An 18,215-nucleotide genomic window follows, 5' to 3' on the forward strand; every position below is an offset into this window, starting at 1 on the left:
TGAATGAAAACATGGACCAAGTGATTATACCAATACAGGTCAAAATAAAGGAGCGGACTATGGAAAAAAAGATTGGTTTTATCGGAACAGGCAATATGGGCAGTGCTATGATCGGTGGCATTGTTGGTGCTGGAGTCATTAAAGGTGAAAATGTCTTCATCTTTGACCCGAATGCTTCTAAAGTCAAAGAACTGAAAAAAGACTATGGGGTCTCTGTTTCAGCCACTGCCAAAGAATTAACGAAAGCATGTGACTGGGTTGTTGTTGCAGTTAAACCCAACATCTATCCACTTGTATTGAGTGATATAAAAGCTGACCTTGACGCGAGTAAGGTGGTTGTTTCCATAGCAGCAGGCCTGACAATCAAGCAAATGGAAGACATTATTGGCGCAGATAAAAATATCATTAGGACAATGCCAAATACGCCGGCCTTGGTTGGAGAAGGTATTACGGCTATTTGTCCAAATGATATTGTGGCTGATAAAGAAGTAGAAGACCTAATGACAGTGTTTGGTGGTTTTGGAAAGGCTGAGAAAGTTAAAGAATCTTTAATTCACGCTGTTATTGGTGTGAGTGGATCGGCACCAGCCTATGTGTTTATGTTTATAGAAGCGATGGCTGACGCCGCTGTCCAGGGCGGTATGCCAAGAGACAAGGCATACACATTTGCGGCACAGACTGTTATGGGCGCTGCAAAAATGGTCACAGAAACCGGCATGCACCCAGGGGCCTTAAAAGACATGGTGTGTTCACCAGGTGGCACAACCATAGAAGCAGTTAGAAATCTTGAAAGAACAGGTTTTAGATCTGCCGTTATTGAGAGCATGGTTGCGTGTATGGACAAGTCGAAGAAGATGAGTGAATAGGTATATTTACAAGTCTATTCATAAAAAAACAGGTCTGCAAAGACCTGTTTTTTGTGCCTATGAAATTTTATGACAAACTCAGTTTTAGAATTTTCCGTTGTCATTCATCCACTGGTCTTCTTGTGGAATTGCTTCAATAATATCCCAGTATTCAGCAATTTTCTTGTTTTTCAACACGGAATAAATCCTAGAATGCCACGTGTTCACCAGCCAAGTTGCCTTCTGAAACCACTAGACTTGTTCAATCCATGTCATGATTTTTTCATAGACTTCAAGTCCTAGTGGATTTTTTATGTCTCTATCAAAGTCATGAACATGTCCATAAACGGTTATGCATTTGGAACGAGGAACAATGCGACTGATTGACTTTGACATTCTATAAGGCACATCAGGATCATGGGTCGATGCCGCTGTTATTGTGGGTGGAAAACTTTTGAGGTCATCTTGGGTGACGCAGTAATCATCAAAGTCTAGGTCTATGCCAATATACTTGGTCCATGTGCCCTCTTGTCGGGCTTTCACATAGAGGGAAAATCTCTCTTCTATGGAGGCCTGTGTTATGTAGTGGTTCTTAAGCATAGACTGGGCAGAGGCATCTGAAACCCTTGGAAGTGCAGTGTAATAGGGGGATGGACTTATAAAAGCGTCTGCATTAAATCCTGTATAGCCGTATAGACTAATAAGCGCGTGGGGTGGCTTTGTCCCTTTTTCAATTATTTTCTTACAGGCTGCAAGGGCCAGATAGGCCCCTGCAGAACGTCCAAAAATCAGGTAGTTGTTATTTGTAAGTCCCATCGTGTCAAACATAGAGTTAATGAGTGCCTCTACAGTTTCATAAACGGATCTTAAAATCTCTTTCAGATTCACCTCTGGTGCAAGGGGATAGTCAAGGCTAAGGAGGTTATAACCTTTATTCAAAATAAGCTCAATATAAACCTGTGGTAAGTCATCTCTATGTCCATAGAGGAGACCACCGCCATGTAAGTAGAGAATGGTTGGTTTATCTTTATAGTCATCAGATGAGTAAAGGGTCATGTCAATTTTAAAGTTTGACTTTGTTGTCAGGGTGTAATGCTTCGGAGATTCATTTATTCGTGTCATTGTAGCAGCTCCTTTTTTGACTTAACAGACGAGCAAAATAGGTAATTTGCAAGCGTTTTATTAAGAGAGATAAATTGTAGTTAGGATGACTGCATATCGAGGAGTTTAAAAAGTCGTGATGCTATTTGAATATGAATTATTGATTCAGAATCATCAAAGGTCATGTTTAGTTGTTTTTTTATTTTATCAATTCTGTACCGCACAGTTTTTGGGTGTAAAAACAAAGATTCTGCTGTTTTTAAGTAGTTTTGATTGTTATCAATGAAAAGTGCCAGGGTTTTAAAAAGCTCGGGATGATCTTCTTTATAGGCCTTGAGTTTTGGAGAGACAAATGTCTCTAAAGTCTCCAGATTATCAGCGTTTAAAAACAATTTATATATGCCTAAGGAAGCATACTCTAAAACACTATCCGGTGGGTAAAAGAGGTTGAGGATCTTTTGCGTATCCAGGGCCTCTTGATTGCCATTGCCAAGAGTCTCTTTCCGACACGATGAACTTATGCCAATTTGGTAGTTAAAGTTCTTTTTTTTATGAATATGTTCAAACTGGGTCATAATTTTTTGAACGTGGTCGGTGCATAAGAGACTGTCTTCATCTGGAATATTGAGAAGTAAGACAATCCGATTGTTTTTTTCCATGAATGCAAAGTGATTCATATGGTTTTTGAAATGATAACGCAACCTTTTTATTGTCATATCGAGAGACCACTCAAAGGCCTTATTCTCCTCTTCTTGAATGAGTTTTACAATAATCACTTGGTAAAGTGGAAAGCTTGTCATATCAAGGTAATCGAGTACATCGTCAAGGTCTTTTTCCTCGTGGATTCTGTCGTTAAGGAGGTCACTGATGATGCTGTTTTTCTGTTGGTAAATATTTTGCGAGAGCGCATTCTTTTTTAACAGCTCCATTTGCAGGTACTTAACGGCATTTTCTAGAACCATGAAGTCCTCTTCGCGTATGGTGGATGTCAGTTCATGGATGATGAGTTCGTAGTCATTGTAGTCAAGGCAAGGAATTTTGACCCGTATCTGGTTGCCATAGCTTTCACGACCATTTTGAAGGTATTTAACACCATACCGTTCATAAGTGTAATACATATATTTCTTCTTTTCAATTTCAAAATGGTTGATCACTTGAAAATGTTCTAGCTCGGTATTTGTACTGATTTGGGCGTTTTTCACTTTGTTCACAAGGCTTAAATCCATATTGATCATGGTTTTAAATTCTTTTAAGACAGATTCCAGTGATGGCATTTTCATAGCAATACGGGTGATCTCGCTATGGACATCGTAATACCTGTTCAGCAGATACATATTACGATTTATAATAGGCTCTAGTATTTCAAGTATGATGGATTCATACTTGGTTTCTTTATCAATTTGAATTAAAACGATTCCATGTTTATTGCATAAATGAATAACCATCTCAGGAATGTACTGGACAAGTCGATCAATTTTCACAATAATGGCCGCAATACCGATTGTATGCATTTTGTTGAAAAAAGCGTCTAAGTCTTGGTCAGTTAGATTTTTAAGGGCAAATAAACTTGTCAGTATGACCTGTCCTTCACGTCCCCAATTCTCAATGTCAGTGGCTTCAAGCACATTCACACCACTAATGTTATTTTCCATACCAGCCTGTCCGGCAATAAGTTTTGCCCCCGTCAGGGGTTTTATTTTAAGCAAGTCTAGTGCGTTCATTTCCCCACCTCTTTATCCTCTAAGTATAAAAAAACGTCGTTTTTCTAGAATTTCATGCCAATGAAATGCAAAGAAACCGGTGATATATTTATATTACCGCATACGAGGAGGTTTGAAAATGTTATATACAGTGATTAAGAAAAACAGCTATCAGGACTCAATCAATTTGATGCTGTTAACAAATTCCATCAATAATCTAGATGGTGTGACAAAGTGTTCCATAATGATGGGAACGGATGCAAACAAAGATATTTTCAGAAACAGTGGTCTAATGACAAAAGACGCTGAAGCTGCGTCTCCAAGTGACATGGTTATTTTGGTAGACACTGAAGATGAAGCTGTTGTAGAAAAAGTCTTATCAGAATCAGAAAAGTTTCTAAATGATCTAGCAGTGAAAACAGAAAAAAGTGACTTTGAAAACGTTAACAGCTTGGATGGAGCTCTAAAAGCACTTCCTGATGCCAACCTGGCTCTCTTTTCCATTCCAGGTGAATATGGAGCAGATGAGATTGAAAAAGCGCTGGATGCTGGACTAAACGTCTTCTCATTCACAGACAATATTCCACTTGAAGACGAAGCGCGATTAAAAAAGAAAGCCCATGATAAAGGTCTTATGCTTATGGGGGCGGATTGTGGTACAGGCATCATTTCCAGTGTGCCACTGGCATTCACCAACGTGGTTCGACCAGGCAATATTGGTATTGTAGGTGCTTCAGGCACAGGCATTCAAGAAGTGACCACTATTATTGAACGTCTAGGTGGCGGTGTGGTTCATGCTGTGGGCACTGGTGGGCGAGATCTAAGTGAAGAAGTTAATGCCATTACGGCAAAAGACGCCCTTCTAGGTCTTGAACAACATGATCCAACAGATGTTATTGTTCTTATTTCAAAGCCACCAGCCAAGCGTGTTCGTGATGAAATTGTTGAACTGCTTCATAGTTTTACAAAGCCAGTGGTCGCCATTTTTCTAGGTGAGAAACCAGAAAGCCATGAGGGCAACGTTTATTTGGCTCATACACTGGAAGAGACTGCAAAGATTGCTGTTGATCTTGCAAGTGGGGAAAATGTTAAAGCGAATTACAATGAAGATCTTAAAAACACAGTGACCAGTGAGCTTGCAAAAGAGAAAACTGTAAAAGGGCTTTACTCAGGAGGCACCCTAGCAGCTGAAGCGGGTATGCTTATTTCCGACGCACTAGAACTAGGCGGACTTGTTAAAAAAGAAGGCTATATTCTCAATGCAAATGGTTATGAGGTTATGGACTTGGGTGATGATATGTATACCCAAGGCAAACCGCATCCAATGATTGATCCAGAAGTACGAATCAACAAAATTAAAGAGTATGCTCAAGATGAGAACACAGGTGTAATTTTATTTGATTGTGTGCTTGGGTATGGTTCTCATCCAGATATGGCTGGGGCTCTTTGTGAGGCCATTACAGAAGCTAAAGATACAGCCAAGGCACAAGGGCGCACACTAGAATTTGTTGCGACAGTTTGTGGCACTAAGCAAGACCCACAAAACTATGACGAGGCGGTAAAGACCCTTGAAAATGTAGGTGTCTTAGTGGAAGACAGCAATGCAAAAGCCGTTCGTCTGGCCCTTAAACTAAAAGGTATTGATTATATCGGTATAGACAAGCAAAGGGTTGAAAAAGATGTGAAGACCACTTCTTTACCTGAGATCAGCCAGCAAGTTCATGACCTTTTAAACACCAAGCCTCGTGTTGTTAACGTTGGTCTGAAGAGTTTTACAGATTCAATCATTGAGCATGGTGCCAAAACCGTTCAGTATGACTGGAAGCCTGCGGCAGGAGGCAACAAGAAGCTTATTAAAATACTGAATCTACTTGATAAAATTGAAGGTCTAGAAAAATCCAATCAAGATGTTATTGAGCAGATGAAAAATTCTCAGCCCTTCCTCATGGATGTTGTGCCAGCAAATTCTGTGATAGATGTGCTTAAGGACAAGGTTATTTTACATGCCGGACCACCTATTGAGTTTAAAGATATGACTGGCCCAATGCAAGGGTCTTGTATTGGTGCAGTCCTCTTTGAAGGCTGGGCTTCTACAGAAGATGAAGCGAGAGAAATTCTGTCAAATGGCACGGTTTCATTCTCGCCATGTCACCACCACAATGCAGTAGGCCCTATGGGTGGTATCACTTCTGGAAACATGCCAGTCCTTGTTGTTAAAAATATGCTTGATGGCACAGTGGCTTACTGTACCCTTAATGAAGGTATTGGTAAGGTACTTCGCTTTGGTGCGTATTCGCAGGAAGTTGTCGATAGACTCCAGTGGATGCGTGATGTGCTTGGTCCAGTGCTCTCAATGGCACTAAAGCGCAAAGATGGTGGACTTAACCTCAATGTTATGATTGCGAAATCCATCACTATGGGGGATGAATTCCATCAGAGGAATATTGCTGCATCCCTGAACTTCTTGAAAGAAATCACACCGCTTATCGTCGAACTGGATCTTGATGAAAAGAAGAGATACAGCGTTATTAAGTTCCTAGCTGACACAGACCAATTCTTCTTGAATATTATGATGGCAGCTGGCAAGGCCACGGTTGACTGCGCTAGAAAAATAGAGAGTGGAACAGTTGTCACAACCATGGCGAGAAATGGCAGAGATTTTGGTATTCGAATTTCTGGTATGGGTGACCAGTGGTTTACTGCACCGGTGAACATGCCAAATGGTCTGTATTTCACTGGGTACTCAGAAAAAGATGCCAATCCTGATATTGGCGATAGTGCCATTACAGAAACGGTTGGTGTTGGCGGCATGGCCATGGTCGCTGCACCGGGCGTTACTAGATTTGTTGGTGCAGGTGGATTTGAAGATGCACTTGCAATTTCGAATGAGATGGATGAAATATGCATATCCAACAATGCCAACTGGAGCATTCCAACTTGGGATTTCAAGGGCGCTTGCCTTGGCATTGATGCTAGAAAAGTTGTTCATTCCGGCGTCACACCAATTATCAATACAGGGATTGCACATAGAGAACCTGGTATTGGTCAAGTGGGTGCAGGCACTGTACGTGCGCCGTTTGCCTGCTTTGAAAAGGCACTTGTGGCCTATGCAGAAAAACTTGGTATTTCGGTTGAATAGTCATGTCAGTTGATTCAAATAGAGGGGCAATCAGCAGTTTATTGCCCCCTCTATTAAACAAACATGAAATGGGCAAAGTGCACAGTGTATTTAAAAAAGGCATGAACTTTCAATTTGGCGAAGCAGTCGTCTTTGTCAGCGCAAGTGATCAGCCATTATCAGCCATTGGTATTCAAATGCCTGATGATCTATTTGAAGACTTGATGCACTCTGTTCGGGTTGAGGATTTGGTTGTCAAAAGGAATGGACAAGTTACAATATACGGATCAAAAAAAACCATATGTATACAAACACAGGACTACCGGGTGGTTGATCTAAGAATGCCACGGATTCACTTCAATAAGAGATCGATTGCTAAAACGAAGTTATATGACTGTTTAAATGCTTTTGATTTTACACAAATCATAGGACTCTGTGTGAATGACAAGACCCGCTATCATATTGGGCAACTTATACATTCAAGGTGGCTCCTAAATGATTTAAGCGAACATATTGCTTTTTTTATTGGGCGAGGTCTGGGACTTACCCCAAGTGGAGATGATATGTTAGCAGGATTTACTATGGCACTCAAGGCTTTCTGTGAAGATCAAAACTGGAGCATAACCTTAAAAAAATCACTTATGAAGCGGGAGACAACCTTTGTGAGTTTGGCTTATTATAAGGCTCTTTTTAATGATCACTTGAGTGAAAACTTTATCAAATTGATAGGCTTACTTGAAATATCAGACACTGATGAAATCAACAGGACTATAAAAGAAGTACAGGCTTATGGTCATACATCAGGAAATGACACGTTATTTGGATTTCTACTTGGACTTAAATATCTTTTAAGTTCTTAGGGAGGGTTTATTATGGAACAGGCAAGAAAGGCAAACTTGGTAGAGCGATACAAGGCTGTACCTGTGTCTGAACGTTATTGGTGGAAAGTTGTTGCACTAGGCTTCTTCGGTTGGATACTTATGTATGCTGATAGAACGATTTTAAATCCAGTTATGGGACAGATCGGTGCCCAATTTGGTCTAAGTAATGCTCAGCTAGGTTTGGTAAACAGTGTGTTTTTCCTAGCATACGCTGCGACACAAATTCCATTTGGAATTGTTGCTGATAAGCTGGGAAGAAAACTCGTTATTGCATTAGGATTTATTTTATTTGGTGTGACAACATATTTAAGTGGTGTTGCAAGTGCCTTTGGCGTTTTCATGCTTTACAGAGTTTTAACCGGTATTGGTGAAGCGGCCTTCTACGGTCCGGGTTATGCCCTATCAACAGAATCAATTCCAACAAAGAAGCTAACACTGGGAACGGCTATCATTAATAGTGGTATGGCCTTTGGTACATCACTGGGTTACCTGCTTTCCAGTAAAATTGTTCTTGAAAATGGAGAGCACTGGAGCCAGCCATTCTTCATAATGGCTATACCAACTGTCTTGCTTGGTGTGCTTTATTTCTCAATGCTCAAGGAAAAGGTTATTAGACCTGAAGATGCACACAGCCAAGGTGTTGAAGCAAAATTCCAGGGGACAAGCGCATCTGAAGCAGGAAGTCAATCAATTGAAAAGTTCAGCTTCAAAGCAATTATTTCAAACAAGAACTTACTTGTTACTTTTATATTATGTTTCTGTTCTATATATGCTAACTTTGTAATTTTAACTTGGTTGCCACAGTTTCTTCAGGTAGAAAGAGGCTTTGCAGGCACGAGTGTAGGCTTTATATCATCCCTCGTTCCATGGGCATCTATCCCAGGTGCTCTCATTCTTGCAAGACTATCTGACAAGTATAAGACAACAAAAAAGTTTATCTATTTCCTTGTACCCCTATCAATTATTACGTCTTTTGGTATAGCTTTTGTAACCAGCCGTACACTGCTTATTGCAGCTCTTTTGGTATATGGATTAACAGGTAAACTGGCTCTTGACCCAATTCTGGTTGCTTTTGTAACCAAAAATGCACCGAAGAGTTCTCTATCAACAACACTGAGCGCATATAACTTCGTGGGCATGTCTGGTGCAATCCTAGCGCCATATATTACAGGTTGGATCGCTGATACAACAGGATCGATGAAAGTGGGATTCTATTTGGCATCTGTTCTTCTCCTTATTGGTATGGTGATCTTTATTACATTTGCAGAAGATAAGAATGATTAAAGCTATAAGGATTTTTAGAAAGAGGTTGATGATATGGAAAATAAAAAGATTATAGTGGCGCTTGGTGGCAATGCCATCCTATCTGATGATGCTTCAGCGAATGCCCAAATCCAAGCCATTCGTTCCACTTGCGAAAAACTGGCAGACCTAGTGTCTGGCAACAATAAATTGATCATTTCTCATGGGAATGGACCACAAGTGGGCAACTTGCTTCTTCAGCAGCAAGCGGCTGACAGTGATAAGAATCCAGCAATGCCCCTTGATACCTGCGTGGCAATGACACAAGGGAGTATTGGCTACTGGATGCAAAATGAGATGAGCAGTGTTTTACAGAGAAATGGCATTGATAAAACAGTTGTATCTCTTGTCACACGGGTAAGTGTGGATAAGAACGATGATGCATTCTCTAATCCAACGAAACCCATTGGTCCCTTCTTATCAGAAGAAGAGGCAAAAGAAGCCGCTGGAGATGGCAACCTATATATCGAAGATGCTGGGAGAGGCTACAGAAAGGTCGTACCATCTCCAAAACCAGTCGGTATTGTGGAGTTTGATGCTGTGAAAAAGCTCATTGACAATGATGTTATTACAATTTCATGCGGTGGCGGTGGTGCACCGGTGGTTAAAACAGATTCTGGCTACCAAGGTGTAGAAGCCGTTATTGATAAGGATTTTGCTTCTCAAAAGCTGGCAGAACAAATTGGAGCTGACCTTTTCATTATTTTGACTGGGGTTGACAATGTGTTTATTAATTATAATAAGCCAGACCAGAAAAAGTTGGAAGAAATCAGTGTGGATGAGTTGAAAATGTATATAGCTCAAGATCAATTTGAAAAAGGGAGCATGTTGCCTAAGATTCAAGCGGCCATTGAGTTTGTTGAATCGACACCAAGGGGGAAAGCCGTTATCACGTCCCTGGAGAATTTAGGCAATATAAAAGACGGAGCTGGTACAGTTGTAAGGCTCTAATTGCTTGATAAAATACGGTAAAGGTAATTTAAAATTAAATACTTTATATTTATTTCTTATGTAGTAAGATAGACATGCAGTCTTTACTTTTCAACATGTGTAAAAAAGAAATGAAATATACTGGAAGGCGGGTGGAAATGGGGCTTCCATTTCCACTCAACTTATAGGACAAGTCTGTCTTACTAAATTTCCTAAAGTTAAAACAGTCGACTTGGTTGACTCGGGGGTCGTATATGAAAAAAAAGAAACTGGGCATGACGGGGCAAATCATGATAGCCATGACGCTTGGAATTATTGCCGGTGTCATTTTTGAAGGGCGTATTTCAGGCATTAAGCTTGTTGGAGATATTTTTCTAAGACTGATTCAGATGTCCATTGTGCTTCTTGTCATGGGGCAAATTATTGAAGCCGTTGGTGGGTTAAATCGTAAGGAATTAAGTCGCAGGGGACTTAAAACTGTCTCAATTTTTTTAGGGACATCATTTTTAGCAGCACTCTTTGGAATTTTTATGGGACTCATATTAGAGCCTGGTCATATTAGTAATCTTGAAGGTCTAACCGCAGGTGTTGAAATAGATACGAGTTCTATTGGAAACTTGTCAGATACCATTTTAAGGTTCTTTTCAAAAAATATTATTCAGTCTATGGCACAAGGTGACATAGCACAAGTTATTATTTTTTCTGTTCTATTTGGTCTAGCTATGAGTTATGTGCGTGTGGAAAGCAACAATAACCATATTCTAGAGCATGTAAAAGTTTTCAATGCAATTATATTAAAATTAGTCATGCTGGTTATGAAAATGGCACCACTAGGTATATTCTCCCTTATTGCAGCCACAATTGGTAAATTGGGTGTGGGGGTTATAATGCCCCTTATGCGTTATTTGGGGGCATATGGACTGGCGACAGCTATTTATCTTACTGTTTTTACGGTTTTAGTCGCCATCTATTGTAGGGTGAGTGTGTTTCATATTATTAAAGGTATGTTTGAAATGTCTATTGTTGCTCTTGCAACGACATCTTCAGCCATCACTTTACCCACAGAAATGAAAGATGCCAAAGAAAAGCTAGGCATTAGTGAGCAGGTGTCACAGTTTGTGTTGCCGCTTGGAATGACACTGAATAGCAATGGAGCGGCCATGCACATGGCCATTACCGTGGTAACCATTGCTCAAATTTATGGGGCGAGTTATACAACTGGTCAGTATTTATTTATCGCAGCCCTATCCACGCTTGTGTCATTGTCTAATGCTGTTGTACCAGGAGCTGGTCTTGTGTCAATGGCCATAATCATTCCACAGATGGGTCTTCCTATTGAAGCCATTGCCATATTTGCAGGGGTGGAATGGTTCGTTGGAATGCTAAGAACAATTTTAAATGTGGATTCAGATGTTTATACAGCGCTAATCGTTGCCAAAAGCGAAAGTGAGCTCGATTATAGCGTTTATAAATAGATTTACAGCATTGTACCTTTTTACATTTATAATGGCTTATAGTGTAAAAACTCACAACATGGAAAAAGTCTTTCTGTAGGAGAAAGGCTTTTTTCATGTTGTATTTTATATTTATTGAGTGATATTTCTATTGTAATGTTATAGTGCAGATGAATATGTTATAATCTGGTATACGATATTAGCATCTAGGAGGTTTATTATGAATCAGAATGATTACTACGATTCACACGACATGAGTGAAGTACAAAGTGCCTTTATTACGAAGGTGTTTGGATGGATGGCAATGGCACTTGCCATAACAGGGGTGGTTGCCCTTTATACCGCGTATACCCCCTCTTTATTGAGAATGATATTTGGCAGTCGTATTGTATTTTACGGACTGGTCCTTGGAGAACTTGGACTTGTTATATATCTAAGCAGATCCATTAATAGAATGTCTGCACAAACAGCGACATTGACTTTCATTTTTTATGCCATTCTTAATGGTTTAACCCTAGCAAGTATATTCCTCGTCTATACGTCGAGTTCAATTGCTTCTACATTCTTTATCACAGCTGGTACGTTTGGTTTAATGGCCTTTTATGGTCATGTTACAAAAAGAGACCTTACGAAGATGGGAAGCCTACTCATAATGGCTCTTATTGGTGTCATCCTGGCCTCATTAGTCAACATATTCTTTAGAAGCCCAGTTGTTTACTGGATTACTACATATGCAGGAATTCTGATCTTTGTTGGACTGACTGCATACGATGCTCAAAAGATAAAAAACATCGGAGCTAGGGGATTTTCTGGAGAAGAGATGGAGCAAAAGGCTGCTGTAATGGGTGCCCTGACACTATATCTTGATTTCATTAACCTATTCTTATACATGCTAAGAATTCTTGGTAGAAGAAAATAAGTCGGGTTAAAAACCACTGTGATTTTTACTAGAAAGGTGGATGAAAATGAAAGTGAGTCAGTCTAATGGAATATTAGATTTTCAAAAGACGTCAGAAAAACAAAGTGAAAAAGCTGAAAAAGAATCAGACAGCAAGAAACAAATCGTCGTTGAAAAAGATGGGGAGTACGCATCAACCTATATGATTGATGGTGACGGTAATAAGATTTTAATAAGTCGTATACCAATTGAATCTTCTAATAATGAACATGATGCTGAAGAGGGTGTAACTTCAGACGCTGAAATCGACATAAGTCACGGACGGCAAATGTATGAAGCATCGGTCCATAAGAAGAATGTCAAAGAAATAATGGAACTTGTTGAAATCAGTGTAGGCATACCGAATAAAAACGGTTACGATGACTAATAAGATGAAATCTCTCGGTTGTGAATATGCAATTTGAGAGATTTTTATTATTTTTCATTTGAATGAACGGATCACTGATGTGGTAGTTTTAAGGCGAAAAATATTTGACTGCATTACTCTTTTCATGTCTTCTGAATCATTCATTAAAATTTGAATTTATACAATAATTTTTGAAGCGGTCGCAACAAAATAAATCAACACAATGCTAAAATAAGATAATTTTTATAAAATTTCTTGTGTCCCTGTTAAAAATATGATAATGTACCACAGGAAATTATTTTTTCAGACACTTGCAAAAATACAACATTAAAACTTCGTTTATCCATGTCTAATAGTCTCGATTTTAAAAATTTTGACATGACGGAACGGAGAGATTTAAGTGAAGTATGGCAGGTTGTTCTATTACTAAAATCGGGGGAAGCTATGAAAACATTTATCGAAATTATTGACTACATTGTCGCAGCAGGTAAGGGGAAAACTGAGAAACCAGTTAGAGCATTAATTCTGCAAGGGATCCTAGCAGGTATGTTCATTGCGGTAGGTGCAATTGGTTACTTTAAGTTGGTTGCATATACAACTGACCCAGGTCTTGGAAAGTTTTTAGGCGCTTTGGTCTTCCCAACGGGCATCATTGCTATTCTACTACTGGGTAGTGAACTATTTACAAGTGACTGTATGGCCATTCTAAGCGTTTATAAGAAAAAAGTAAATCTTGGAAAGTTCATGAAAATGCTTATTACTGTACTTGCTGCTAACCTAGTGGGTGCAATCATTATGGCTTTATTATGCACGGGTGCTGGCATATTCAGTGAACACATGCTAGAAATCGTGGCTAAGAGTGCAGTGACAAAAACAACTATGCCAATTGGCCGTATGTTTACAAGTGCAGTACTTTGTAACATCATTGTTTGTGCGGGTGTTATGATGGCTTACAGTGGTAAAACTGTCATTGGCAAGGTTGTAGCTGTTTGGTTCCCAATCGCAGTCTTTGTATTAAGTGGCACTGAGCATATTGTCGCTAATATGTTCTACCTAATGATGGCCTTCTTTAACGGAGCAAATATCACTGTGGCAGGTATCCTAACAAGCTTTGGCGTTGTTGCTCTTGGTAACTTCATCGGTGGTGGCATCATCATCGCTGGTGTAAACCACTACATGGACAAAGACCTTAGAGTTGATGAAAAAAAAACGAAACCTCTAATGGCTAAGGCAAGCAACAAATAATATATTGAAAAACAGTGGTGACTATGATCGGGCTTATGCTGGATTCATAGTCACTTTTTTTTACTTATGATTATTGATAAATTGAGGATATGCATAAACTATAATGCAGTGGTTTATAAGGGATGTTCTTGCGCAGTTGAGGGGTTAAATAGTGCAAAATAACATTTTGATTTGTGCGATTTGACCTGGGTGTAAATATACTATATGATATTGACAGAAAATTATGTCGTGTCAAGCACTAGATATTCAATTCTTGACAGAAAATACAAGGAGACTTGCAAATGTATCTTCCAATTTGATTCCATCGAGTTTTACAAAACTAATTCCAAACGGATCTTTTAAAAGCTTTTCTAAAAGCTTTATTTTGCATTGGTTTATTTTGTAATAATTCGGAGGTGTTCAAATTGAATAAGATGAAGAACGTGTACTTAATGTATGCGATTATGTTTTTGCAAGGCTTTGTTTTTTATGGTCCCGTAGCGACTCTATTTAGACAAGCTAGGGGTCTTTCTATGTCTGAAATCTTTATTATTGAGTCAATATCCTGGGTGCTCATAATTCTTTTAGAAGTCCCTTGGGGTTGGATTTCAGATCGATTTGGATATAAGAAAACCCTCATTGTGGTGAATACTCTGTTCTTTTTATCAAAGATAGTCTTTTATATGGCCCACACATTTGAATCGTTTTTACTTGAGCGCATTATTTTATCTGTGGTAATATCGGGATTATCAGGTTGCGATACAGCGATAATTTATAACTCTATCGATACGTCTCAAGCCCAGAAAGTTTTTGGCAGGTACAGTGCTTTTGGAACATTAGGCTTTATGATTGCATCCGTATTATCAACAATTATTGTATCTGTTTCCTTAGAATATACCGCTCTGCTGACTATTTTCCCCTATGGTTTATCGATGATCGTAACTTTTTTTTCTGACAGAGGTGAAAGTAAAGGGTCATGAGAAGACAAATATTTTTAGTCTTTTTAAGACCACATTCAAAGATAAGAGTATATGGATATTTGTTGTTGCTGTGGTCTTAGTTGTTGAAGTGGCTCAAGCCATCACAGTTTTTCTAAATCAAGCCCAGTACGTAAAAAGTGGGATAGATCCAAAATACTTTGGGCTCATTATAGCTGGTATTCAGGTTGTTAGACTTATGTCAGTAAAGGCCAGTTCTTTTAGTAAAAGAGTAGGGGATGTTCGGGCTATAAGTATTCTGGTTGTGTTCATTATCTTAAGTTGCATGGTTTTGATCTTCGCGAATGGGCCAATACTTAGTGTTGTAGGCGTGTTTGTTATTGCTCTGAGTATATCCATGATAGGTCCTATAGAGGTTGATATAAAAAATAGAAGCATTCATGGACGTGACAGGGCGACAATTTTGTCCATTTATTCCATGGTCGGTGGGCTGATTGCATCCCTTGGTAATGTTGTAATAGGCAAGGTTGCGGATCATTCACTTAGAGGTGGTTTTCTTATTTGTGTGTTCATGAGTCTTGGATCTTTAATACTGCTTGGTATTTATTCAAAGTGCCAAAAGAATTTTCTAGATCATGGTGTAGAAAAAACTATTATAAATACGAGAATGAAGATTTGTATTACTGAGTGTGAACGTATAGCTTACTATGAAATAAAGAGTCCTAGCAAATATATAAGAAACCCAATAGCCCTGAAAAGGGCTATTTTTTTATAAAAAAAATTATATGAAATGCGCGATTTTGTTTGACGAAATGAGCAAAAGGGAATACACTTATAAAAAATTATATAAATCGAATAAAAAAATATATGGTCTTGTAATACTATCAAAATTTAAGAAGTGACTATATAAAACAGTCATGAAATAAATGTCAGTATAAAGTGAAAAGGAGATGTGTTCAAATGGTCAAAATAACTTCAAAAAAACCAAAAGAAAAACAGGGGCATTACTCCCCAGGTGTTATTTCGAATGGGAATCTGTATATATCAGGCCAACTGGCCATTGATCCAAATACAAATAACCTCGTTTCAGGGGGCGTTGAGGCCCATGCAAAAATGGCGCTTGATAACGTAAGAATGGTCTTAGAAGACGCTGGTCTTGGGCCTGATAAAGTTACGCAATGTAGAGTGTATATATCGAATATTGATGATTGGGAGATTGTTGATAAGGTTTACAGTGACTTTTTTGGAGACCATATGCCAGCACGGATTGTACTTCCAGTGGGAAAACTGCATTATGGTAGTCTTATAGAAATAGAAGCCATTGCGGAGGTGGTTTAGATGAAATTTGTTTGTTCAAAATGTGGTCATAAGGCAGATGTTGATACCAGACTCACAAAATGTGAATGTGGGGGCCTATGGAAATTAGAGTGGAAAGTGCCGAAATTTGATTTGTCCCTGATAGACAAAGACACATGGAGCATTTTTCGCTACAGGACCTTTATGCCACTACAAAATGACACCTGGAAAGAGACCAGTTTAGGTGAAGGTATGTCGCCTATAGTTCAGTTTTCAGAAGATGTCATGCTGAAAATGGATTACTTCATGCCCACATTATCATTCAAAGATAGAGGGGCTGCGGTCCTTATGTCCCATTGTAAAGCTATGGGTGTTAAGCGTGTTGTCCAAGACAGCAGTGGAAATGCAGGCAATAGCGTGGCAGCATATTCTGCTAAGTTAGGCATCGACTGTGAAATATTTGTGCCAGAGGGCACATCCGATAAAAAGATAAATATGATTAAATCCCACGGAGCTCGAGTGAATGTTGTAGAGGGTACAAGAGATCACTGCGCTCATGTATGTCGAGAAAAAGTGGATGAAGAGAAAGTTTTTTATGCGAGTCATGTCTTTAACCCATTTTTTTATGAAGGCACAAAAACCTACATGTATGAAGTCTATGAGCAATTAAAACGTGTGCCATCAAATATTTTTATTCCACTTGGCAATGGAACACTTTTCATAGGCATTATGAAAGCACTGGAGGAGTTTTTAGCCAGCGGAATTATTGAGACTATGCCAGTCGTGGTCGCAGTGCAAAGTGAACACTGTGCCCCTTTCATAAAAGCAATAGAAAGTGGCAGCCAATCTCCAATTGAGATGTTTCCTATGCCAACATTAGCAGAGGGTATAGCCATTGGCATGCCACTGCGCGGTCCTGAAATTATGGACTATATTAAGAAATATAAAGTTCAAGTCATCATTGCACCTGAGGACATGATTTTACAGGCTAGAGAGCGACTAGCAAAAGGAGGGGTTTATTGTGAGCACACCTCAGCAGCTACTTATGCTGCCTACATGCACCACTGTAAAACAAATGGACCTCTGCATGACACTCTAATACCTATGTGTGGTGCTGGTCTCAAATCAGATCACTGATTATAGTCGATTTAAAGAGTTATTCTAAGGATTGTATTATACCCTAGAAAGTAAAAACATTATAAGAAAAGGAGCCCAGTAATGACTACTGTTGAAAATACCAATATACATTTTGAGTTTAATTCCCAGATAGAGGCCAAAGCCTTTGCTAAAAGTGGTGATGTGGTTCAGTTTAAGTGCCAAGATTGTTACTGTGAGCAAATCACCCAAAATGGACAATTGTTTAGCACGCTTAATATGGACAATAACAACCCCGTCACAGGGCCATTGTATATTGAAGAAGCAAGACCAGGCGATGTGCTGAGAATTGAGATAAAAGAAATTGATATTCAGGACCAGGGATCAATGTGCGTTCGAAGCGGGACTGGAATTTATGAAATTCAAGGATCGCACTGTCGTAGATTTAAAATAGAAGATGGTATGATTGCGTTTGATCATGACATCAAAGTGCCGATAAAACCCATGATCGGTGTGATCGGCACAGCACCGAAAGAAGATGTGCGATCAACAGCATTGCCAGGTGAGCATGGTGGAAACTTGGACATTAAGGATCTTGGCATGGGAAGCATAGTGTATTTGCCAGTGGAAGTTTCCGGTGGTCTGCTGTCGATGGGTGACATTCATGCTGTACAAGGAGATGGTGAAACCGTCATCTGCGCCCTTGAAATGAGTGGCAAGATCACTGTTAAAATTGATGTGATGAAAAATCGTACAGACATACCAACGCCCTTTGTCATTTCAAAAGAAAAATATTTAACAACAGCAGCCAGCCCGTCTCTTGATGAAGCCAGTGTTTTAGCTGCTAGAAAAATGCATATGTTTTTACAAGACCACTCTAGTTTGACCGATGCCCAAAGTGGCATGTTGCTGTCTCTTGCAGGCAATTTGAGAATCAGTCAAGTTGTAAATCCACACAAGGGCTGTATCATGGAATTTCCAGTGGGACTAGCCAAAGAGACGTTTGAGAAATAGATAGAAATCAGGA

The 18,215-nt window shown here is 39.3% G+C and carries 16 protein-coding genes; 14 read left to right on the forward strand and 2 right to left on the reverse strand.

The window, feature by feature from the left end; genetic code table 11:
- The first annotated feature begins 59 nt into the window (after positions 1-59).
- Positions 60-866: a pyrroline-5-carboxylate reductase gene (gene proC, locus ACQ4KW_RS08505; RefSeq protein WP_430886106.1), complete on the forward strand. Its 807-nt coding sequence runs from the start codon at positions 60-62 to the stop codon at positions 864-866.
- A gap of 231 nt (positions 867-1,097) precedes the next feature.
- Here proC and ACQ4KW_RS08510 read toward each other — a convergent pair whose 3' ends face one another.
- The gene (locus tag ACQ4KW_RS08510) at positions 1,098-1,967 is read right to left on the reverse strand and encodes an alpha/beta hydrolase (protein ID WP_430886107.1); all 870 of its coding nucleotides are present in this window, start codon (positions 1,965-1,967) and stop codon (positions 1,098-1,100) included.
- Positions 1,968-2,047: 80 nt separating this feature from the next.
- Positions 2,048-3,667 (reverse strand): PucR family transcriptional regulator, encoded by a 1,620-nt coding sequence (locus tag ACQ4KW_RS08515; protein WP_430886108.1) that lies wholly within the window; start codon positions 3,665-3,667, stop codon positions 2,048-2,050.
- 118 nt (positions 3,668-3,785) lie between these two features.
- Here ACQ4KW_RS08515 and fdrA point away from each other — a divergent pair, with 118 nt between their 5' ends.
- From fdrA to ACQ4KW_RS08580, 13 genes are all read left to right on the forward strand, one after another.
- A complete protein-coding gene (gene fdrA, locus ACQ4KW_RS08520) occupies positions 3,786-6,785 on the forward strand; it encodes an acyl-CoA synthetase FdrA (RefSeq protein WP_430886109.1) in 3,000 nt (999 codons plus the stop codon).
- Positions 6,786-6,787: 2 nt separating this feature from the next.
- Positions 6,788-7,624 (forward strand): DUF2877 domain-containing protein, encoded by an 837-nt coding sequence (locus tag ACQ4KW_RS08525; RefSeq protein ID WP_430886110.1) that lies wholly within the window; start codon positions 6,788-6,790, stop codon positions 7,622-7,624.
- 12 nt (positions 7,625-7,636) lie between these two features.
- Positions 7,637-8,929: an MFS transporter gene (locus ACQ4KW_RS08530; protein WP_430886111.1), complete on the forward strand. Its 1,293-nt coding sequence runs from the start codon at positions 7,637-7,639 to the stop codon at positions 8,927-8,929.
- A gap of 33 nt (positions 8,930-8,962) precedes the next feature.
- Positions 8,963-9,898 (forward strand): carbamate kinase, encoded by a 936-nt coding sequence (gene arcC / locus ACQ4KW_RS08535; RefSeq protein WP_430886112.1) that lies wholly within the window; start codon positions 8,963-8,965, stop codon positions 9,896-9,898.
- Between the two features lie 233 nt (positions 9,899-10,131).
- Complete coding sequence (locus ACQ4KW_RS08540; RefSeq protein ID WP_430886113.1) at positions 10,132-11,352, forward strand: dicarboxylate/amino acid:cation symporter; 1,221 nt, start codon at positions 10,132-10,134, stop codon at positions 11,350-11,352.
- Positions 11,353-11,551: 199 nt separating this feature from the next.
- The gene (locus ACQ4KW_RS08545) at positions 11,552-12,250 is read left to right on the forward strand and encodes a Bax inhibitor-1/YccA family protein (RefSeq protein ID WP_430886114.1); all 699 of its coding nucleotides are present in this window, start codon (positions 11,552-11,554) and stop codon (positions 12,248-12,250) included.
- A 46-nt stretch (positions 12,251-12,296) separates the two neighbouring features.
- Positions 12,297-12,656: a hypothetical protein gene (locus tag ACQ4KW_RS08550; RefSeq protein WP_430886115.1), complete on the forward strand. Its 360-nt coding sequence runs from the start codon at positions 12,297-12,299 to the stop codon at positions 12,654-12,656.
- Positions 12,657-13,079: 423 nt separating this feature from the next.
- On the forward strand, positions 13,080-13,880 hold the full coding sequence (locus ACQ4KW_RS08555; protein ID WP_430886116.1) for a formate/nitrite transporter family protein: 801 nt from the start codon (positions 13,080-13,082) through the stop codon (positions 13,878-13,880).
- Between the two features lie 413 nt (positions 13,881-14,293).
- Positions 14,294-14,839, forward strand: coding sequence for an MFS transporter (locus ACQ4KW_RS08560; RefSeq protein ID WP_430886554.1), 546 nt, complete (start codon positions 14,294-14,296; stop codon positions 14,837-14,839).
- The gene (locus tag ACQ4KW_RS08565; protein ID WP_430886117.1) at positions 14,820-15,572 is read left to right on the forward strand and encodes a hypothetical protein; all 753 of its coding nucleotides are present in this window, start codon (positions 14,820-14,822) and stop codon (positions 15,570-15,572) included. Before ACQ4KW_RS08560 ends, ACQ4KW_RS08565 begins: the two co-directional genes overlap by 20 nt.
- 185 nt (positions 15,573-15,757) lie before the next feature.
- Entirely contained in the window at positions 15,758-16,135 is a 378-nt protein-coding gene (locus ACQ4KW_RS08570; RefSeq protein ID WP_430886118.1) for a RidA family protein, read from the forward strand.
- A complete protein-coding gene (locus ACQ4KW_RS08575) occupies positions 16,136-17,230 on the forward strand; it encodes a threonine synthase (protein ID WP_430886119.1) in 1,095 nt (364 codons plus the stop codon). It abuts the gene before it with no gap.
- 81 nt (positions 17,231-17,311) lie between these two features.
- The gene (locus tag ACQ4KW_RS08580; protein ID WP_430886120.1) at positions 17,312-18,202 is read left to right on the forward strand and encodes an acetamidase/formamidase family protein; all 891 of its coding nucleotides are present in this window, start codon (positions 17,312-17,314) and stop codon (positions 18,200-18,202) included.
- The last annotated feature ends 13 nt before the right edge of the window (positions 18,203-18,215 follow it).

Origin of the sequence: Tianxiuia mixotrophica, assembly GCF_050596425.1 — a bacterium.
Classification (GTDB): Bacteria; Bacillota; Clostridia; order Peptostreptococcales; family Acidaminobacteraceae.